The sequence below is a fragment of the Alkalihalobacterium chitinilyticum genome, from assembly GCF_029028005.1.
Lineage (GTDB): Bacteria > Bacillota > Bacilli > Bacillales > Bacillaceae_F > Alkalihalobacterium > Alkalihalobacterium chitinilyticum.
Genome location: NZ_JAOTPO010000002.1, coordinates 277,409 through 298,658, shown reverse-complemented (window position 1 = coordinate 298,658; position 21,250 = coordinate 277,409). Strand labels below are relative to the sequence as shown.

Annotated in this window: 19 protein-coding genes; 8 read left to right on the top strand and 11 right to left on the bottom strand. The window is 37.7% G+C overall.

Features of this window, described 5'->3' with window-relative positions; genetic code table 11:
* Positions 1-75 precede the first annotated feature (75 nt).
* The 5 genes from N7Z68_RS04090 to N7Z68_RS04070 form a co-directional block, all read right to left on the bottom strand.
* Positions 76-981, bottom strand: a complete 906-nt coding sequence (locus tag N7Z68_RS04090; protein ID WP_275117185.1) for a fumarylacetoacetate hydrolase family protein — start codon at positions 979-981, stop codon at positions 76-78.
* Between the two features lie 54 nt (positions 982-1,035).
* A complete protein-coding gene (locus N7Z68_RS04085; RefSeq protein WP_275117184.1) occupies positions 1,036-1,923 on the bottom strand; it encodes a polysaccharide deacetylase family protein in 888 nt (295 codons plus the stop codon).
* Positions 1,924-2,086: 163 nt separating this feature from the next.
* Complete coding sequence (locus tag N7Z68_RS04080; protein ID WP_275117183.1) at positions 2,087-2,881, bottom strand: ABC transporter ATP-binding protein; 795 nt, start codon at positions 2,879-2,881, stop codon at positions 2,087-2,089.
* Positions 2,868-3,863, bottom strand: a complete 996-nt coding sequence (locus N7Z68_RS04075) for an ABC transporter permease (protein ID WP_275117182.1) — start codon at positions 3,861-3,863, stop codon at positions 2,868-2,870. Before N7Z68_RS04075 ends, N7Z68_RS04080 begins: the two co-directional genes overlap by 14 nt.
* A 337-nt stretch (positions 3,864-4,200) precedes the next feature.
* The gene (locus N7Z68_RS04070) at positions 4,201-5,226 is read right to left on the bottom strand and encodes an ABC transporter substrate-binding protein (RefSeq protein WP_275117181.1); all 1,026 of its coding nucleotides are present in this window, start codon (positions 5,224-5,226) and stop codon (positions 4,201-4,203) included.
* A 283-nt stretch (positions 5,227-5,509) separates the two neighbouring features.
* Here N7Z68_RS04070 and N7Z68_RS04065 point away from each other — a divergent pair, with 283 nt between their 5' ends.
* A complete protein-coding gene (locus N7Z68_RS04065) occupies positions 5,510-6,124 on the top strand; it encodes an AbrB family transcriptional regulator (RefSeq protein WP_373323097.1) in 615 nt (204 codons plus the stop codon).
* Entirely contained in the window at positions 6,102-6,593 is a 492-nt protein-coding gene (locus N7Z68_RS04060) for an AbrB family transcriptional regulator (RefSeq protein WP_275117179.1), read from the top strand. The genes N7Z68_RS04065 and N7Z68_RS04060 overlap by 23 nt, the downstream gene beginning before the upstream one ends.
* A gap of 274 nt (positions 6,594-6,867) precedes the next feature.
* On the opposite strand, the gene N7Z68_RS04055 is transcribed toward N7Z68_RS04060, so the two are convergent.
* The gene (locus N7Z68_RS04055; protein ID WP_275117178.1) at positions 6,868-7,509 is read right to left on the bottom strand and encodes a hypothetical protein; all 642 of its coding nucleotides are present in this window, start codon (positions 7,507-7,509) and stop codon (positions 6,868-6,870) included.
* A 200-nt stretch (positions 7,510-7,709) separates the two neighbouring features.
* Here N7Z68_RS04055 and N7Z68_RS04050 point away from each other — a divergent pair, with 200 nt between their 5' ends.
* The 3 genes from N7Z68_RS04050 (at position 7,710) to nfsA (ending at position 11,249) form a co-directional block, all read left to right on the top strand.
* Positions 7,710-9,476 (top strand): B12-binding domain-containing radical SAM protein, encoded by a 1,767-nt coding sequence (locus N7Z68_RS04050; protein ID WP_275117177.1) that lies wholly within the window; start codon positions 7,710-7,712, stop codon positions 9,474-9,476.
* A 34-nt stretch (positions 9,477-9,510) separates the two neighbouring features.
* Positions 9,511-10,422: a DMT family transporter gene (locus N7Z68_RS04045; RefSeq protein WP_308447207.1), complete on the top strand. Its 912-nt coding sequence runs from the start codon at positions 9,511-9,513 to the stop codon at positions 10,420-10,422.
* Positions 10,423-10,502: 80 nt separating this feature from the next.
* Positions 10,503-11,249: an oxygen-insensitive NADPH nitroreductase gene (nfsA, locus tag N7Z68_RS04040; protein WP_275117176.1), complete on the top strand. Its 747-nt coding sequence runs from the start codon at positions 10,503-10,505 to the stop codon at positions 11,247-11,249.
* Positions 11,250-11,325: 76 nt separating this feature from the next.
* On the opposite strand, the gene N7Z68_RS04035 is transcribed toward nfsA, so the two are convergent.
* The gene (locus tag N7Z68_RS04035) at positions 11,326-12,357 is read right to left on the bottom strand and encodes a TAXI family TRAP transporter solute-binding subunit (protein ID WP_275117175.1); all 1,032 of its coding nucleotides are present in this window, start codon (positions 12,355-12,357) and stop codon (positions 11,326-11,328) included.
* Between the two features lie 285 nt (positions 12,358-12,642).
* On the opposite strand from N7Z68_RS04035, the gene N7Z68_RS04030 reads away from it, so the two are divergent.
* Together N7Z68_RS04030 and srtB are read left to right on the top strand one after the other, a co-directional pair.
* Positions 12,643-13,770, top strand: a complete 1,128-nt coding sequence (locus tag N7Z68_RS04030) for a fasciclin domain-containing protein (protein ID WP_275117174.1) — start codon at positions 12,643-12,645, stop codon at positions 13,768-13,770.
* A gap of 249 nt (positions 13,771-14,019) precedes the next feature.
* Positions 14,020-14,769: a class B sortase gene (gene srtB / locus N7Z68_RS04025; protein WP_275117173.1), complete on the top strand. Its 750-nt coding sequence runs from the start codon at positions 14,020-14,022 to the stop codon at positions 14,767-14,769.
* Positions 14,770-14,793: 24 nt separating this feature from the next.
* Here srtB and N7Z68_RS04020 read toward each other — a convergent pair whose 3' ends face one another.
* Positions 14,794-15,579, bottom strand: a complete 786-nt coding sequence (locus N7Z68_RS04020; protein ID WP_275117172.1) for a TatD family hydrolase — start codon at positions 15,577-15,579, stop codon at positions 14,794-14,796.
* Positions 15,580-15,764: 185 nt separating this feature from the next.
* Positions 15,765-17,249, bottom strand: a complete 1,485-nt coding sequence (locus N7Z68_RS04015; RefSeq protein WP_275117171.1) for a class I adenylate-forming enzyme family protein — start codon at positions 17,247-17,249, stop codon at positions 15,765-15,767.
* Positions 17,250-17,324: 75 nt separating this feature from the next.
* Between N7Z68_RS04015 and N7Z68_RS04010 the strand changes: the two genes are divergently transcribed.
* Positions 17,325-18,368 (top strand): AEC family transporter, encoded by a 1,044-nt coding sequence (locus N7Z68_RS04010; RefSeq protein ID WP_275117170.1) that lies wholly within the window; start codon positions 17,325-17,327, stop codon positions 18,366-18,368.
* 107 nt (positions 18,369-18,475) lie between these two features.
* Here N7Z68_RS04010 and N7Z68_RS04005 read toward each other — a convergent pair whose 3' ends face one another.
* Complete coding sequence (locus tag N7Z68_RS04005) at positions 18,476-20,263, bottom strand: extracellular catalytic domain type 1 short-chain-length polyhydroxyalkanoate depolymerase (protein ID WP_275117169.1); 1,788 nt, start codon at positions 20,261-20,263, stop codon at positions 18,476-18,478.
* A gap of 239 nt (positions 20,264-20,502) precedes the next feature.
* Positions 20,503-21,243 (bottom strand): 3-oxoacyl-ACP reductase FabG, encoded by a 741-nt coding sequence (fabG, locus tag N7Z68_RS04000; RefSeq protein ID WP_275117168.1) that lies wholly within the window; start codon positions 21,241-21,243, stop codon positions 20,503-20,505.
* Positions 21,244-21,250 lie beyond the last annotated feature (7 nt).

Below are 21,250 nucleotides of genomic sequence, written 5' to 3'. Positions count from 1 at the left end.
GCCCCTCCTTCCTTTTGAAAATTGAATTACAAAAGAGTATGGGTCTGACTAGCTGGACTTAGCCTTCTATTAACGTCATTGAATTGTATTTGTTAAGACACCTAATTCATCTACACGAATTTCTATTTCATCACCAGACTTCAAGTATTTAGGTGGACTAAATCCACTTCCTACACCTGATGGAGTACCCGTTGCAATAATATCACCAGGCTCTAACGTCATTCCTTGGGAAATAACCGAAAGAATTGTCGGAATAGAGAATATCATCTGGTCTATACTTCCTTTTTGTCTCAATTCTCCATTTACTTTCGTTTCTATTTTTAGCACACTGTCCTTTACTAGGCTCGAGTGAGTAATCCATGGCCCCATAGGGCAAGTCGTATCTAAACTTTTTCCAAGAAAGAATTGTTTATGCTTCTTTTGAAGGTCTCTTGCAGTAATATCGTTAAGAAGTGTATAGCCAAATATGTAATCATACGCTTCTTCTTCCTTTATAGCCGTACCCTTCTTTCCAATGATGACAGCAATTTCGCCTTCATAATCCAATTGACTCGTTATATGTGCATGATTGAAGACGGTTTCTTCTGTCCCAATTACAGTAGTTGGCGCTTTCGTAAACATTAATAAATGTTCAGGGATATCAGCAGCACTTCCCATTTCGATCGCATGTGCTGCATAATTTTTACCTACGCAAAAAATATTTTTGCTCGGTCTAGGAATGGGAGCTAATAACCTCAATTCAGGATCTTTTAGATAGAACGAATAATCCTCGATGTTTCTTTTTTCAAGCCATTGAAAACTAGATGTAACTTCATCGATAAAAGTTTCCCCTAGGTCAATTGCTTCCAGTAGCGTACTTGGAATGTTAATAGTACTTCCTTTTTCATTTAACACGCTGGCAAGATCAATAACTCTCGTTTGATCGTCATTTAGCAAGCCTATACTTTGTTGCCCTTTATATTCGAATGTAACAAATCTCACAGTAACCACCTACTCTATAAATTTTGTTTATATCTCAAAACATTAGGTTTTCACTTACATCTTTCTTTTAACGGAATAAACTTTACCTGATTGTAAGGTTTCAGTATCATCACTTTCTTGAAGTAATTGCGTGACTGTTACAAAGTCATACCCTTCTACTTCAAGATGATTGATTATTTCAATTAATGCTTCATAAGTAGAGTAATAAATATCGTGAAATAAAACAATAGAACCATCTTCTACATCACTTAGCACATCCTGAGTAATTGTTTCTTTATGACGCGTTTTCCAATCCCGCGAATCAATCGACCACATGATAATAGGCAACGGTATCATTTCTGTCATCAATTGATTATACGTACCAAAAGGTGGCCGCATAAGAGTTGGAGTAACTCCTGTCGTTCGTTCAATTGCTTGTTGTGTTAAATGAATTTCGTCCTTAATTTCACTTCTAGTTAATTTGGTTAAGTCCGTATGACCCCATGTATGATTTCCAATCTCATGACCCTCTTCTACTATACGCATCATAATGTCAGGATATAAATCAACACTACTTCCAATTACAAAAAAAGTTGCTTGTGCACCCTTCTCTTTAAGAGCATCTAATATTAATGGCGTGACATCTCGGTGAGGCCCGTCATCAAAAGTCAAAGCAACTTGCTTCAGCTTTACCTCACTTGGTATTTCTACTTGATGATTAGACCTATTCTCTTTTATAAAGTTTTCATCAACATTATGACTTCCTTCAATTTTGCTTAATGGATAACCGCTTCTATCTGGTTCAGAAAGCAATTTTACAGCATCTAAAGTCTCTTCTCCTTCATTCTTAGATAAGATGTTACTTTCCTCAGTAGCTTCAACATTGTTACCTAAAATAGAGCACCCTGAACAAAACAAAATAATAATAGAAATAATATACAAAACTAATTTCCTAGTTAACATAGACTCAACCTCATTTAGTAATAATAACACCAGACTATTATACTAAATAAGTTTAAATAAATATGCTTATATTTTAGTAATATTAAATGAAAAGAGAGCCGACTCTAAAGTGTCTGCGCTCCCGTAAGAATGAAACCAAGATAATTTTTCTAAAATCAATTATTTACCCAAGGACAGCTCTATCACTTGCCATTTGCTCTCCACGGATACGTTGGAACTCGTTTAATAGCTTTTCAATCGTTAGATTTTGTTTATCTTCTCCTTGCACATCAAAGATAATTTGCCCTTTATCCATCATAATGAGTCGATTCCCTAAGTCTAACGCTTGTTGCATATTATGAGTAACCATTAAAGTAGTTAAATTAAAGTTACTGACAATCTCCCCTGTCAGACGGGTAATAAGTTCAGCTCTTGAAGGATCAAGCGCAGCTGTGTGTTCATCTAACAAAAGAATTTTCGGTTCAGTAAAAGTAGCCATTAAAAGAGACAATGCTTGGCGCTCTCCACCAGACAACAATCCTACTTTTGCTGTAAGGCGATCTTCTAAACCTAAATTTAACGTTGCTAAATACTCCCGAAACATGTCTTTTCTTTTTTTCGTTACTCCAAATCGAAGCGACCTTTTTTTATTACGTGAATAAGCCATCGCTAAGTTTTCTTGAATTGTCATCGTTGGCGCCGTTCCTGCCATAGGGTCTTGGAAGACACGGCCAATTAATGTAGAGCGTTTGTATTCAGGTAAGTGTGTAACAGGTTTACCGTCAATGACAACGTCACCGACATCTGGGGATAGTGTTCCAGAAATGGTATTCATCAAAGTGGACTTCCCAGCTCCATTACTCCCGATCACCGTAATAAAGTCTCCCGAATTTAATTCTAGATTAATATTTTGTAAAGCTTTTTTTTCATCCAGCGTACCTTCGTTGAAGGTAATGCTAATGTTATTAAGATGCAACATTTCCATTCCCCCCTATTTGTGAAAGTTCGGCACGCTTCTTTAATCGTCGCCGTTTTTCTCTACGAGCAGCAAGTATTTTCGGGGTAACGAGTGCTGCAACTACAATAACAGCCGTAATTAATTTCATATCTCCTGTTTCTAAAAACTCGACTCTTAGCGCTAGTGTTAAAACGATTCGATAGATGATGGCTCCACCTATAACCGCTAACGTTGTTCGAGCAATTGTCTTTGTTCCGAATAGAGCTTCACCGATAATTACGGATGCAAGTCCTATAATAATCATCCCAATACCCATCCCAACATCGGCAAAGCCGCCATATTGAGCAATTAAAGCTCCAGATAAAGCAACTAGTCCATTTGAAATACCTAAACCTAGAATGATTAAATAGTCGGTATTGGCTGAGAAACTGCGAATCATTCGTTTGTTATCCCCTGTTGCTCTAAGTGCTAAACCAACTTCTGTTTTTAAGAATAGGTCCAATAAAACTTTTACAGTTAACGTAACGATAAGGGCAAAGAATACGACTGCCCATGTACGTGGAAGCTGTGGTACGCCTAAAAACGTTATAATGCCATTAAAAAATTGGTCAAATCCGAGGTTTTGCCAAAACGCAGTTAGCTGTTTGACAAGTGTCGTTTCATTTAACAATGGTAAATTCGGTCGCCCCATAATTCTTAAATTAATGGAATAAAGAGCGATCATCATTAATATACCGGACAGCAACGGATTAATTTTACCTTTCGTATGAAGAATCCCTGTGACACAACCAGCAATAAAACCAGCAATAACAGCGGCTAATGTTGCGATGATTGGAGAATATCCATTGATAATCATCATAGCAGCAACTGCTGCTCCTGTCACAAAGCTCCCGTCTACAGTCAGGTCGGGGAAATCAAGGATGCGAAAGGTGAGGTAGACCCCTAGTGCCATAAGTGCATAAATGATTCCAGATTCAATTGAGCCGAATATTGCGATAAACATGGTGACCTCTTCCTCTCTAACTATTATTTCTTCTCTAGTAACGTGACTGACTCAAAGCTAATCCTATAGTGGATACATCTTGAGCCAGTCCCGCCTTTATAAGAGGTTGTTCAAAAAGTCCGGGAAAAATATCTGTCGAATTACTTCGTCAGCTTGCTCTTCCGCTCTTCACGTATTAACACCATACGCTCCAGTCCTTGGAAAAGAAGTACACTTTTCCGGCGTGCGAGGATTATGCTTACGGAGCAACCAGCTTTATGCTCGGAGACTGCGCTTCCTCGAACTTCTCGGATCTTTTTGTCCTCCTTTTTGAACACACACTATTTCTATTTTTTTATTAATTATTAATTACTTCAGCAGTTTCTTCCCATTGATCGTTCCACTCCACCCCTTGTTCTTCAGCAGCTTTTTTATTGATAAGCAGTGTAAGTTCTGGTGGAATTTCTACATTAATTTCAGAAGGTACTTTTTCCCCTTTTAGAATTTGTACTGCCATTTCACCTGCACGGTAACCAATGGAGAAGAAGTCAACTCCATAAGTTGCAAATCCACCGCCTTCTAATGACTCAGGATCACCTACAATTAACGGAATATCATAGTCATTAGCTACGCCAACTAAAGCACCAAGACCTTGAACGACTGTGTTATCTGTTGTCATTAGGAAAACATCTACGCGGTCAGCCAATGAACGAGCTGCCTCAGCTACTACAGCTGAAGAATCTACACTTCGCTCTACTAGAGTAAGGCTAGTACCTTCCATAGCTGCTTTTACCGCTTCTAATTGAGCGATTGAGTTTTGCTCACCTGAGTCAATAATGATACCTACTGTTGCCCCTTCAAAGTGTTCTTCAATGAATTGTACAGTTTTTTGTGTAAATTCAGGATGTAGATCGATAACACCTGTAATGTTTTCACCCGGCTCGTCTAATGCAGTTACAAGTCCCGCTGCAACTGGGTCTGAAACTGAAGCAAAGACGATTGGAATTTCGTTAGTAGCATTTAATGCACCTAATGTACTTACTGTTGAATTTGTAAAGATTAGATCTACATTATTCGCAACAAAGTTATTTGCAATCGTATGAACGTTGTTTTGGTCACCTTGTGCACTTTGGAAATCATAGGATACAGAAAGTCCAGCATCTTCTAGCGCTTTTTGGAAGCCTTCGTAAGCAGCATCTAGTGATGGATGCTCTACGATTTGAGTTGCCCCAATTTTAAACGTAATTTCCTCTTCTGCTGGTGCTTCTTCTCCAGCATTACTTTCTTCTGGTTCAGCTGGTGCACTACTTTGCTGCCCACCACATGCAGTTAGCGCCATTAGACCGACAGCCGCAGTCCCGACAAATTTCATCCACTTTTTCATCTTTGTTTCCCCCTATAATTTTTATAATTTTCTAATAGTTATGTATTATCATAGTATATTTATCAATGAATTGTAAACAACTTTTTTTACCGGTTTAAAGCGTTTGCGCGAATACGTATTAAAAGATTGAACAAACAAGATTTTTTCTCTATTTTGTCTACGAATATTTTATATATCTGTTGTTTATACTGTTTTTCAGAATAGCTTTGTTTAAGCCTATTCCTTATGATCTTGCTGTTTCATATACGACTTCCCTTAGTCTCTATCTCACATCAAGATCAAATTGTTCTTGCAAATCACTTTTCACTTCAATAGAGTAGGAAAAGATAACACCGTTGAAAAGGATCGATTAAGAATGGATGTATTGCAATTTATACTTTTTATTGCTTTATCAATTATTGGTGGAACAATCGGACAAAAATTGAAGCTTCCGGTCGGAACAATAATAGGTGCGATGTTTGCTGTTGGTTTTGCCAAAACATTCCATGTTCTAACATTAGAAACGACCTTACCTATGGCTTTTATTCTTCAAGTCATGCTTGGATTAATGGTAGGACTAACATTTATGAAACTATCTGTATATCAATTACGTCAATTAGCGACCAGTCTGGTAGCTGTTACATTTAGTGTCTTTTTTATTACTATCGGTAGTGGAATACTAATTGCGACACTATCACCTTTTGAACAAAGTGTTTCTATATTATCCGCTGCACCAGGTGGAATGATAGAAATGGCAACGATCGCTAAAACACTCTCATTACATGCTCCAGTCGTTATTATGCTTCATCTCATTCGAGTTCTGAGTGTGATGACGCTTTTCCCAATATTACTCGATTACCTGTATCGTAAAGAAATACAAAAAGGAGGCTCGCCTTATGAAACGTTGGGTCATCACTAGTATGTTAGCTTTAATAGGCGGCTGGCTTGGTTTCATGACATCGTTTCCTTTAGGACCCTTATTAGGTTCCTTATTAATGATTGCGATCGTACAAATAAAAACAAATAAGCTTCCTCCACTGCCTAAGAAGGCCAAACGAATCATACAAATGTTGCTAGGAGGAAGCATCGGACTTACCTTTAGTCAAGAGACGTTTTCTATTCTATCTACTGTTTGGCTACCCGCTCTCCTGCTACCTTTATTGCAAATAAGCGGGGCATTATTATTAGCACTATTCCTAAAAAAGGTTCTTAAATTCGATACATTAACTGCGGTATGTAGTTCGGCTCCGGCTGGAATGACTGAAATGATTGTCCTTGCTGAGAAATATCCCGTCTCAGTTCCGACTGTTGTCACTCTTCACCTTTTTCGTCTCATGCTCATTGTCAGTGTGATGCCATTTCTCATTTACTACTTGTTCATTCGCTAATATTTATATATGTTATGTCTACTAAAACTAATCCATAAAAATTGGGTGTCAGTGGTGCTGAGCCAAGGCCGAAATCTTCCTCACCTATCAAAACTGGTTTGTGCACCAACCGAGCATTTGGTTGGTGTATTCTTCTTGTTTCTTCCTCTTCCGCTCACTATTCCACGCTTTTCGTTCACGCTTTCTCCTAATTTTTCCCTATACCGCTCACGATCCCCGCCAGTTGTTGGTTACTGTATTCTCCTTATAATAAAAAAAACAAGGATGACTAATGTCATCCTCGGTCTTTCGTACAGGCTATTTCATATTCAAAATATTCTTCTTCTATTTTTTCTAATTCTTGCTCTAACGTAGGCATTAATTGCTCACAGGAATTATTTTGGTCTTGTTGCTGTATGATGTCTCTGATGATCCCGCGATGTTCACGCTCAAAATATAGATCAAACGGGAAATAATGCTGCCCAAATCGGTCAAAATCAACATCTTCGTATTCTTTCATATATTGCAAAAGTGGCTTGTAATCATTTATTTCTACAGCCACACGTACATTCCCCACCTCGGTATTACCTATTTCAAATTCTTCCCCATAGTTCATTTGAGTGAAAAGATAGTCAATAATGATAAAATCACTAAACGTAAAAAATTCTGCACTGGAGTAATTCACTTCTACTTCCTTTTCTTCTGTTACAATCATACTTCCTTCAAACGCGGTTACAAACATGTTTTCTTTGACAAACCAAGCACTTACGATAACGATAATAACAATTACAAAGGCGGCGATATTCTCAAATCTTTTATCTTTTACCTCTTTCTTTTTCAACCATTTCGATACAAAAAAAGAAAAAAGACCACAAAGGATTGCTACTAGAAAAACACCTAAAACTATGAAAAGCCAAGATGGAAATAAAAACACCATAATATCAAATCCTATCTATATAATTATCCATAGAAAATATGGTATCATACTTAACGTATAAAATACTCCTCATAAGTAAAACAATGAGCATGAGAGCTATTTTTTTCCATTAATTGTGGATCTTGTTATTATCACATGCTAAAACTTGAGTGCACGATGCTCTTCCATATTATTTGATATATAGAATAGAGGTAAAAGAAATGAAAGTCGTTCTTACAACATTAAACGCGAAGTATATCCACACATGTCTAGCGCTTCGCTGTCTGAAAGCTTATGCTGAGCCTGAATATCCGGTTGAAATGGTTGAATTTACAATAAAAGATCCTGTCATGAATATCGTTACAGATCTTTATCAAAGAAAACCTGACGTGATCGGGTTTAGTTGCTATATTTGGAATATCGAAGAAACCATTAAAGTCGTTGAGATGCTAAAAAAAATTATGCCAGACATTAAGATCGTCCTTGGTGGTCCTGAAGTGTCCTATGATACAGCTTATTGGCTTGAGCGAATTCCTCATGCTGACTTTATCGTAGTTGGCGAAGGGGAAGAAACGTTTAAACTTCTTTTAGATGAACTAAATGGTGAAGAGAAATTTCATATGGTGTTTGGCCTTGCTTATCGTAAAGACGGTAAAGAGATTGTTAACCCGCCAAGTGCAAAGCCGGACTTAAATGCAATTCCTTCCCCGTACCGTTTTCAAGAAGATTTACCTGCTCTTTCAAAACGCGTAACCTATTTTGAGACGAGTCGCGGCTGTCCTTTCAGTTGTCAATTTTGTTTATCTTCTATTGAAGTAGGCGTTCGTTATTTTGATATTGAGAGAGTCAAATCGGATTTACTGTTCTTAATCAAGAGTGGTGCGAAGTTAATTAAATTTGTGGATCGAACCTTTAATATTAAGCGGGATTATGCGCTTGAGATTTTTCAATTTCTCATTGATAACCATGAAGGATGTGTGTTTCAGTTTGAAATAACCGCTGATATCATGCGTCCAGAAGTTCTCGAGTTTCTAAACGAGAACGCCCCGGCTGGTATTTTCCGATTTGAAATTGGTGTTCAATCAACAAATGACGCAACGAATGAACTCGTTAAACGAAAGCAAAATTTTGAAAAACTCTCCAGAACGGTAACCCTCGTCAAAGAAGGCGGGAAAATTGATCAACATCTTGACTTAATTGCGGGATTACCTGATGAAAATTATGACTCCTTTAAAAAGACATTTAATGATGTGTTTGCCCTGCGTCCTGAAGAACTTCAACTCGGATTTTTAAAAATGTTACGAGGAACAGGATTACGTCTGAGAGCAGAAGACCATGACTATGTATATATGGAACATGCGCCATATGAAATACTAGGAAACAAAATCCTACCTTTCAGTGACATCGTTCGTATTAAGCGAGTGGAAGATGTATTAGAAAAATATTGGAATGACCATCGTATGGATGAAACGATCGAATATCTAGTTACTAAAGAATTTGATTCTGCTTTTGACTTTTTCCAACAGTTTGGAGATTATTGGGACAAGCAAGGCTGGTCTAAGATTGGTCATCAGCTTGAAGATTTATTCCGCCGTTTATATGAATTTTTACAAGCAAGGGAGACAAAAAATCTTAAGGTCATTCACGGTTTAATGGTTTATGATTATTTTGTACGTCATAAACATAAACCGAGAACAACGTGGTGGAATTTCTCGCTAACTAAAGAACAACAATCTCATTATTTAAAGTCGATTGCAACCGCACCAGATACTGTTTCTGAACAATTTAGTTCGTTAAGTTTGGCAGAAAAGGATCTTCATAAGCATACAATGATTGAAGTGATTGCTTTTGACCTCGACCATTATTTACAAACAAAAGAAGTGGTCGATAACAAACAGTTAATTATCGCCTACTTTAACCCTAAAGAACTCAATACTACACATTACACATGTGAAATAAACAAACTAGAACAAGGCGCCTTATCTTAAGGCGTTTTTTTTCTAATAAAGGAGAGGAAAAATTTTGATACGCTGGGCCTACTTAGCAATTGCTGCAGGGGCAGCTCTATGGGGTACAATTGGGTTATTCGTTCAAGAACTTTATAGCCTCGGGTTAACACCACTTCAAGTTGTAACATTACGTGTTAGTTGTGCGGTTAGTTTTCTACTAATCTATTCTCTTTTCGTCAATCGCCAATGGCTTCGAGTCCAATTGAAAGACAGTCCTCTTTTTATTGGTACAGGAATTATAAGTATCGTTTTTTTTAATTGGTGCTTCTTTGTCGCCATTCAAGAAACATCCATTTCCGTTGCCGCCATTTTACTTTACACCGCCCCTGCTTTTGTCCTGATTTTGTCTCGTTTTTTATTTAAAGAACTGCTTACTGCACGGAAAGTCCTGTCATTAATTTTGACTTTGTTTGGATGTATTCTTGTTGTTGAGCTCCTTCCAAATGGTTCAATGACAATGACAACTGTAGGGATCATTGCCGGTCTTGGTTCCGGTTTATTTTACGGCTTGTACAGTATCTTTGGAAAGTTCGCCTTGAGAAAGTATCATCCTATGACAGTGACCATTTACACCTTCTTATTCGCAGCCTTATTCACATTACCTGTAAGTCAAGTGTGGACTTGGATTGGTCACTTGAATGATGTAAAGTTGTGGATTTACGCGGGTAGCTTAGGTTTATTTCCAACTGTGTTAGCTTTCATATTTTATACGAAAGGGCTTAAGCAAGTTGAAGCAGGAAAAGCATCCATTGTCGCCACACTAGAGCCTGTTGTCGCTGCATTTATCGGGATGATATTTTACAGCGAAATCTTAACATTATGGCAATATCTTGGGGTTGTGTGCGTTATTTTTTCAGTAATCATTGTCCAGAATATTTCCTTAACTAAATGGCTCGAAAAACGGCGAGTAAAACAATCTGCCTAATTTCCATATAAGTTGCGTTCATTGATTTTCCCCTTTAAAAGCCTTATGCTTAGTGCTAATAGAATGGAGGGAAACATACAGTGAATCAAGTTATTGAAACCATAAAAAACCACAGATCGATCCGGAGTTATACGAATGAACCTGTAAGTGAAAATCACTTAGAAACGATTGTTGAAGCTGCTCAAGCCGCGCCCTCATGGATTAACGGCCAGCAAGTCTCGATCGTCGCTGTTAAAGATGACCAAACAAAAAAGAAATTGACCGAACTCGTTGGTAATCAAAAATATGTAGATGAGACTCCTGTCTTTTTTATTTTTTGTGCTGATTTTTATCGTGCTTCTCTAGCGGCTGAAAAAGAAGGGACATCCTTTGCAATTGAAGAGGAAATTGACTCACTATTAGTTGGTGCTACCGATGTTGGTCTAGCGATGGGGAATGCTATCGCTGCTGCTGAGTCACTCGGATTAGGCTGTGTTCCCATTGGTGGGGTTCGTCGTCATTCTTTAGAAGTGATTAAATTACTAAATCTTCCTAAGTACGTCATACCGATTTCAGGTTTATGTATTGGCTATGCTGCAGAAGATCCTGGTCAAAAGCCACGTTTTCCAAAAGAAGCAGTATATCATGAGGAAACCTATAATCCTGACCTTAAAGGCATTTTAGATACATATGATCAACAAATGGAACAATATATGAAAGAACGAACCAATGGACAAATGTCATCCAATTGGTCTACACGAGTGGCTTCTTTTTATAGTAAGCCATACTATGACAACATTGCAGAAATGTTGAAACAACAAGGATTTATTTGTAAAAATATAAAGTAAGTGATAATACAGAAAAGAGGTTGAACTTTATGGTTCAACTTCTTTTCCATTTCTATAACATTGCAAAAAAATGCTTTTAGTCCTCCTCTTTTATAAGTTGTTGTTCAATATAATAACGTTCAGCGCCTGGGTGAACATCAATTGGCATTCCCTCTAAAACTTCATCTAATGTTACATGTAACTTTAGTCGATCATTGTCAAAGTGTTCATGGTTTTCAAAGAGCGCTCTCGTCATCTCAAAAACAAAGTCATCATCGACACTTGAATTTACAATTAGCAAAGCTTTAGCGGCTAATGTCGTTACATCAGAAGTTGTTTCATACAAGTCTTTTGGAATGGTGTAAGTAACATAGTATGGATACTCCGCTTGTAATTCTTGGATTTTTTCGTCTGTGATAGAAATGAAGTTTATATCATCACTGAGCTCTTTTAACAACTTATCTTCATCCATTCCTAATCCTGCTGTAATAAACGCTGCATCAATTGTTCCACTTTGAAGTTTTTGTGCTATTTCAGTACGATCCATGTACTTTTCTTCAAAATCCTCGTATGTAATTCCATGTTTGTTTAGAATTTGCTTAGCATTTACTTCAACAATAGTGTCCTTATCTCCAACTGCTACGCGCTTACCACTGAGGTCTTCCACTGTTTGAATGCCACTTTCAGGTCGAGCGATGATTTGTATAACTTCAGAATATAACGTTGCTACACCATGGAACCCCGTTATTGGGACATCCCCTTCAAACAAATAAAGACCATGACTCGCATAGTAGGCAAGATCATTTCTAACTAAGGCTAAGTCTGCATGACCATTGACAAGATCATATATCGAAGTTAAAGAACTCGTGGAAGAATGCGTAGAGCCTTTAACACTTTCTAGGTTTGGATTAATGATATCATCGGCAAGTATCTTTCCCATTTCTAAAAAATTGGTATGACTTTCATCCAGTGAGATTACAATTTCAGTCGTATTCGTCTCTTCTGCACTATCGATTTTCTCGATCGCTGTTTCCTTCTTCTCCTCAATTATTTTCTCACTTTTCGTACACCCAGATAAGACAAAAATGTTAGTTAATATGAGTAGTAACAGGATTGTACATGTTTTCATAGCGCTCTCTCTCCTATTCTTTTTCTAGTTAAACAAAGGACAATCTGTAAGATAAGATGCTAGTTCTTCTACAAAGCTTGAACAACTCTCCTTAGTAACAATATGAAAATGGATACAGCTATTAGTACGACTTTTCAAAACTTATGTATAGGAACAGAGACCTTACTAGGCATAAGTCCTTAGTCTTAATTTTCAGAAATGGCGACATATTCCTTTACTGTATTGTAAATTTGTTATACATTCATTGTGTAGAAGTTATACAACTGAAAATTAGGAGGATGTACAATGCACAAATCAAAGGTTTTTGTCATGTCACTGGTTTTTATGTTACTTATGTCAATGTCGATGGGAATGGGGGTACTAGCTGACAATCATGAAGGTGATGATATTGTTGATACAGCAGTAGCTGCAGATGATTTCAACACACTAGTAGCCGCTGTTCAAGCTGCGGATTTAGTAGATGCTCTTAAAGCGGAAGGTCCTTTCACAGTATTCGCTCCTACTGACGAGGCGTTTGCAAATTTATTAGATGAGTTAGGTGTAACGGCTGACGAATTACTCGCTAGCGAAGACCTTACAGATATACTTTTATATCATGTTGTTGAAGGCAAAGTAATGTCTACTGATCTAGTAGATGGTATGGAGGCAACTACATTAAACGGCGAGAAAATTACAATTACATTAAACCCTGTACAAGTAAATGGAGTAAATGTTGTAACTCCTGACGTTGAAGCTTCAAACGGTGTGATCCATGTTATTGATGCTGTGTTACTTCCGGCAAGTAATGAAGAAGCTGCAGAAGAAGATGGAACTGAAGAAGAAGCTACTGAAGAAGAGACTAGTTTAGTTGACATCGTAGAAACGGCAGCTGCTGCTGGTAGCTTTGAAACATTATTAGCTGCTGCACAAGCGGCTGGATTAGTGGATGCTCTTAAAGGTGAAGGTCCATTAACGGTATTCGCTCCTACTGACGAGGCGTTTGCTGCTTTATTAGATGAGTTAGGTGTAACGGCTGAGGAATTACTAGCTAACGAAGATCTTGCAGATATTCTCTTATATCATGTTGTTGAAGGCAAAGTAATGTCTACTGATCTTGTAGATGGTATGGAAGCAACTACATTAAACGGTGAAAAAGTAAAAATTACATTAAACCCTGTACAAGTAAATGATGCAAATGTAGTGACTGCTGATGTTGAGGCTTCAAACGGTGTGATTCATGTTATTGATGCTGTGTTACTGCCAGGTGGAGATACTGATAATGGTACTAATGAAGGTACTGCAGAAGCTGGAGATGCAACTCCTGCTATTCCACAAACGAGTAATAATTCTGTACTTATCTATATTGTATTAGCAGCCCTTGCTGGTGCAGTTGCATTATTCTTTATCAGAAAAGAAAAGAGTGCTAGAGTCTAATCAGAAAGGCGCAAGGTGCCTGCTTATCGGCGAAAAGCGGTGGAGGGCCAGCAATAAGTGTCTTGCTTTTTAGACACGCTTGATGGACCGAAGCGACCTTGAGCCGATGGCACCTGAAGCTAGACAGTGAAAGGCGCAAGGTGCCCGCTTATCGGCGACAAGCGCTGGACATCTTCGAATTTTATACTTTCTTAATCTCAACAAAAGGGAGCTATTAGCTCCCTTTTGTCTAAAGTTAGGATGCTTAATATGAATGTTAGACGTATAATCATCGGTATAAGTGTTTCAATCTTTATATTTTCAATGTTTCATATCCTAGATTACTTTTATGGTAGTTATGAAAATCAACGGATGTATGCAGCAGTCCAAGAAACGTTCACAGACTCCTTGCCCAAAGCTGAAATGGTCAATAGACACTTAGAAACTCAAGAGCAACCTCTAATACGCGAAAGATTTCTGCCATTGCTAGAAATAAATGAAGATACGGTTGGATGGATTACGGTTCCAAACACTTCTATTGATTATCCGATCGTTCAAACAAAAGATAATGATTACTACCTTGACCATAACTTTCAACATTCCAAATCAGATGCAGGCTCGATTTTTATGGATTTTCGAAATGCACCAGACCTTTCCGACCGGCATTCAATTATTTATGGACACCATATGAGAGATGGTTCAATGTTTAAAGGGTTAATAAATTATCAAGATGAAGACTTTTTTGAACATAATCGTACCATTACCATTCAAACACTTACAGAAGAGACCGAATGGGAGATTTTTTCCGCATACGTTACGGCTACCGATTTTTATTATATCGTTACGGATTTTTCTTCTGATCAAGAATATCTTGATTTTCTTGAATTAGTTCAAAATAAGTCACAATATCAACCAAATGATGTTCCCTTCACACATCAGGATCAGTTACTAACCCTTTCTACATGTGCTTATGATTTTGAGGATGCCAGGTTTGTTGTCCATGCGCGGAAAATAAAGTAAAGCAAGCTGATTTCACATTTGAAATCAGCTTTTTCTTTTCTGTTTTTGTTTTAGGTTATAAATTGAATTCGTATTCGTAATCGTTTGCTGAATAACATTGCTTAGAGGGATTTGTTTCACATCTGCTATTTTCTCCGCAATAGGTTTAAGTAATAACGGCGATGTTTCTTCATTTTCAAATGGCCCATTAAATGGCCAAGGTCCATCTGTTTCGATTAATAATTGCGTAATCGGTACCATTTCTGCTAACTTTTGATCACGCTCACGGTAACAAATCTCTGGTGTAACCGAAATGAAGTGTCCTGCTGCGACAATCTCTTTTATGACTTGTTCCGGAGCCTTTAACCAATGGAAGTGTGCTTGAACTTCTGGTACCTTCTTAAGTAGTGTAAGAGCTTGTTCAGCTTGTGAATGTACAGCGTGAACCGCTAAAGGTAATTGGGTTTGTTTGGCAACTTCCACCCACCTAGCAAACTGTTCTAGTTGTAACCCTTGCTCATCCGCCGTTAGTTGGTCCAAAATATAATAAGGCAGACCAACCTCCCCAATGAACGAAACTGCTTCTTTTTCTGAATAAATAAGTTCTTCTAGCTCAGTCATGTCTCGCCGATTCATCGGCTTTTGTTCAGGGTGGTATCCAACACCAGCCATAATAAAATCAGGGTACCGTTGTTTTAACTCTAACGTTTCATAAGCAGACTTTAAATTATTGGAAACAGCGACTACGCACTCGATCCCTTCCTTCTGCCAGTGTTGTATTCTTTTTTCAATATCAGTGTATTGATAAAGATGGATATGTGCATCAATCATAGCAATTCCTCCATTACGTCCCCCCGCATTTTTTTCAGTATACCATTAGAAAATGCTTAATCTTCATATGTATGAGTTTTGTCATTTACTATTTTTTTGTACAAGAAAAAAGCAAACAGGTAGTACCCTTCCTCTTTGCTGAGTTTGAAGAACAGCCTTTAGAGAAGAATACTACTAATCAACTTTTAACTACAAGATTTAACGAGCTCTTTTTTATCTATTTTCCCGACAGGTGTTTTCGGAAGTTCTGAAACAAGTCTAATTTTTCTCGGAATTTTATAACCACCTAAATATTTTCGGCAATGATTTTCGATTTCCTGAACGGTGATGGAACCCTCCTGTTTAGGGACAATAAACGCAGCGACTACTTCTCCCCATTTTTCATCAGGCAATCCAACAACTGCAACTTCAGCGACTTGTTCATATTCAGCTAGAATATGTTCGATTTCAAGAGGATATACATTTTCTCCACCGGTTATAATCATTTCTTTTTTTCGACCAACGATATAAAAATAGCCATCCTCATCTCGCTTTCCTAAATCTCCTGTATACAGCCATCCGCTTCGGACCGCTTCCGAAGTAGCATCGGGACGATTCCAATAATGATCGAATACGTGATATCCATTTATTATAATTTCGCCAACTTCTCCAGGTTGTGCATCATTTCCTGTTTCATTAATAATTCTAACTTGATTATAAAGCATTGGTTTTCCAACGGAACCTCGCTTTTTATTTACTTCGTTAGGATCAATAAAAAAGTTGTTCGGGCCCGCTTCTGTCAAACCATACCCTTCTTTAAATTGTAAACCTTTCTTTGCAAAAGCTTCATAAACCTTGTATGAGCAAGGAGCCCCCCCTGACAGAAACGTATGCATCGTAGGAAATGTATTATTTTTAAACTCCTCGGTTTGGATCAACATATGGTACATTGTGGGGACAAACAATGCGATCGTACAACGATGTTCATTTAAAATGCGAACCGCTTCGATTGGATCGAATTGATCGACAATGACTACTTTGCCGCCCATATGAAGAAGCGGTAAAGAAAGCGCGTTTAGTCCACCTGTATGAAACATCGGTAAGTACGTTAACGTTGTATCTTCCCCTTTTAAGTTCCAACTTGTAATCGTGTTAATCACATTATAAAAGACGGATCGATGTGTTAGTACAGCCCCTTTAGGTTTGCCCGTTGTTCCTCCTGTATAAATAATCGCTAGCGGTGCATCAAAGTTCACCTTGCAGACTTCATCTTTCCCCCGCTTTAATAACCATTGGCTATACTCACTTCCGTTACGTCTGACAGCAACACTCTGAAATGAAGATGATATTAATCCCTCAAGTTTTTCATCAAAAATGAGTATTTTAGGCTGACAATCATTTAAAACAAAAGCGAGTTCATGACTTGCTAATCTCCAATTTAACGGGACAAAAATGGCACCGATTTTCGTACAGGCGAATAGGAGATCAAAGTAGCAAACGTGATTAGGAGAAAGAAGCGCTACTCGATCTCCTGGCTCTATGCCTCGCTCCACTAATGAGCTTGCAAGATTTTGTGCACGTATATTTAATTGCTCGTAAGTCCAATTTTCATTCGTTTCCCCATTGACTACCGCAATTCTCTCTGGGGTAATACGAGCTCGATTTGCAATCCAATCTGTTTCCCAGCTCATCTTACCACCCTCCTTCATCATAAGCATTTACATCTTGATCTTATTTGAGAGTGGTTGCAGGCGAGTTACAAATGAATGATCTATTTATCTATTAATATAGAATTTGATCTTCTTCTTTTTGACAGATATGTAGATTTAGTTACAATAAAACTATTACTAAGTGAATTACGAAAGGAAACTACGATGGATATATACGTTGTCGCTACCTCAATAATGGTCATGGGAATAATTATTGCAATAGGTGCAACATTAGCTTTTAAAGTGGAAATTACTACTGAAATTAAGCATGTGTTAATCCTGATCATTTTAAATATTGCTGTACCATCGATTATATTAAATGGAGTTTTTAATACAGAAGTTACAACTCAATTGTTACATCAAGTCGTTATCATATTTGGGTTATCGGTCATTTTCCATTTAGGAGCTCTATTATTTGCGTGGATCTTATCTAGACTATTACGGTTTGAAAGTACTTTCGCCAAAAAGATGACCATCTTAGCCGCTTTAGGGAATACCGGATTTATTGGCATACCGCTTTGTGCCACGATTTTTGGACCTGTTGGCGGACTATTGGCAGCTATTTTTGATGCTGGTTTAGACATCGTTTTATTTTCAGTTGTCATTTATATGCTTCAATCCGAAAAACGCTTTCAGTTTTCACAGCTAAAGGCGTTAATTAACATTCCATTATTAGCCATCATTATTGGATTAACAGCAGTTATTACCGGCGTTGAACCACCCCAATTCTTGAGGCAATTAACGAGCATGTTATCAGCACTTGCTGCACCATTAGCGATGTTATATATCGGAATGTTGTTACCCCCGCTTTTTCAAAAAAGAGGCTTTCTCTTTTACAAACAAATATGGTTTCCACTCGGGGTTCGCCTGTTGATCATTCCGATTGTAACGATGCTCATTATCTCTTTACTTCCGTTAGATTACTTGGTTAGTAACATTGTTATCATTCTTTCAGCGATGCCGACGATTATGCTTGCCACTGTCTTATTTGCCCGATATTCCAACGATGAAGAATTAGCCGTTATTACAACTGTGTATTCGACACTTCTATCGCTATTAACGATTCCGTTAATTGCTTTTATCGTTTCTTTACTTAATTAGTTACATCAAACTAAGAAGTGACCATACATTTTTGAGTATTATAAAATAAAGAAGGTTTCACACAGGAAACCTTCTAAAAATTTTTCATAATGAAATTATTTTTCTTCTTATTCCAATGATAGAATTAATTGAGGAGCAAAATCTTGACTACTACTACCATATATCTCTAGAAGGTTGCTTGTAAAAGATGCGGTCGTATTAGCTTTTATTCGAAATTGCGTTCTATCATTTTTATTAATATGGTCAAGGTAATTGCTAGGTATTTCAATATCAATGTACTCTTGATCATTTGATGGTACCTGAACAGTCATGAAGTTAGTGATCGTTGCTGTTGCTGCGTAATCTGTTTGCTCTAGTGTAGGGGATGAACCAAAGTAACCCGATTTTAAGTCAATTTCCAAACTGCGTATATTACCTGTTAATGATTTACGGTATAAACGCACTACCGCTCCTTTGATAATATCATTACTATTTAACGATGAAGTATTAAAGGAAAGGATCGTTCGATAAGTATCGGTATTAAACATCCCCTTATCTCCTACCTTTAAGACATTAATACCTAGTCCATCAGCAGAAAAGCGACCGACAAAACCGTCTTCCTGTGTGATAGAAGTCAATGTGACATGCTCACTAGAACCTTCGTCAATTATATATGACTCTGTCTGTATCTCTTCAACTAGTCCATTCGTATCGACAGAATAGAACTTTAAAGTTGTAGATTGTTCTATTTGTATAGGGCCAGTATACACTTGTGAATGTTCATCCGGTTGTGATTCATCTAGTGTGTAGTAAGTGGTTGCTTCCCTGTTTGTATGAAGCGTAACTTGTACTGGAGCGGTATAGGTACCTCCTGATGGTTCTGCAGATGTTACTAAAGGAATATTTTCCCCTGGTTCATCCTCTGGATCTTTATGTTCAGAGCTATTGAAGAACTCCCACATTAACTCACTTGCTCTAGGGCCAGCTGGGTCCGTGTAGCTTCCTTGTGAACTTCCTCCTGACCACGCATGGCCCATACCATCTACTATATACTTTTCCATTAATAAATTACCGGCATTGTCACGATAAATCGACCGTGTATAACTCCTTCCTCCAGACACTTGACCTTGAATTACTTCATCAGCAACATCGTAAAAGTACGTATTTTCTTGTCCATCATAAGCTAAGTCATTTGTTTTAGCCCATTGTGTAATTACTTGGTGACCATTGATTGATTGTACTGTAAAATCACTATCTCCATGGAATACCATGGTTGGGATTACTTGTGCGTATTGGCCCATTGCTTGATAAGCTAATCTTCCTTGTCGTATTGGATCAGGACCACCATTACTCATAGCTGTCCAAGCTTGTAATGAGCTTGTTGCTGCTTTGTATTCCAGCCCAGCGCCAACACCTACTCCAGAAAATACATCTGGATAAGTGGCTCCCATAATTACACTCATCGCTCCACCTGCAGATAACCCGGCAACATACACTTGACTTTGATCTATTGAATAATTATTTTTTACTTGCTGAACCATTCCAGCAATTACAGCAGGCTCTCCACTTCCTCTAGATTGATGAGCTGGCTCAAACCAATTCCAACATTTACTCGAATTTGCACTAGATGATTGTTCTGGATATAGAACGATAAACCCTTTTTCTTCAGCTACAATATTCATTTCTGTTCCAACCGAGAATTGATTTGCATCTTGTGTACACCCATGTAACATGACCATTAAGGATGTCTCAGTTGCTGGATCATAAGTACTTGGTACAAAAAGTTTGTATGTCTTCCCACCAAATGAGTGACTCGTAAATGTACTCGAAGCAAAAACGTGACTAGAAAAAACTAACAATACCCCAAACGTTATTAGGCAGTAACTCCAAAGACTTAGTACAAACTTTTTTTTCATCTTAAATAAAACCCCTTCCAACACTTTTTTGTAATCGTTTACATTTAACTCCTTTCAAAGGTTATGTGAGAAACTTTAACTCTTAGATCTCTCAGTGCCTTCTATAAAAGTGATAATTTCTAAGTATGTTACTTCAACCTCTCCATTACTACATTAACATTTGATGGTTTCACTTAAGTTACATTCCTTCTGAAACTAAAAAGACCGCTAACAGTAGTACTGTCAACGATCATTATTAATTACATCATAATACCGCCGTCTACATGTATAACGGTTCCATTTACATAGTCAGATTCATCTGAAGCTAAAAATAAATAAGCGTTTGCAATATCTGCAGGCTTACCTAGTCGGTTAAGTGGAATTGTCATTTTAAGCTTTTCAATGACTTTATCAGGTACTTTCGCTACCATGCTCGTTTCAACAAATCCTGGAGCGACTGCATTGACATTAATTCCTTTACCGCCAAATTCTTTCGCCCATGACTTTGTCATCCCAACAACACCGGCTTTCGTCGCCGCATAATTCGTCTGACCCACATTTCCGTAAACGCCAGAAACACTTGAAGTTGTAATTATCTTTCCTTTTCCTTGTTCCACCATTTTAGGAATAACAGCTTGTGTACAATAAAATACACCTGTTAAATTTACATCAATGACTTTTTGCCAATTTTCCGGAGTTAACTTGTGTAACATGGCATCCGCTGTGATACCTGCATTATTCACTAAAATATCGACGCTTCCAAAAGAATTTACCGCTTCTTGTACCATTTGAGTTACACTTTCTTGGTCCGCGACATTTACTTTTATCGCAATACCGTTGCCACCCTTTTCTTTGATTTCGGCTACAACGGCTTCTGCAGCTGCTTCATCAAAATCTGCAACGACCACATTTGCACCCTCTCGGCTAAATGTAAGAGCTGCTTCTTTACCAATTCCATTTCCAGCACCAGTTATAATAGCTGTTTTGTCTTGTAGTCTCATGATTATA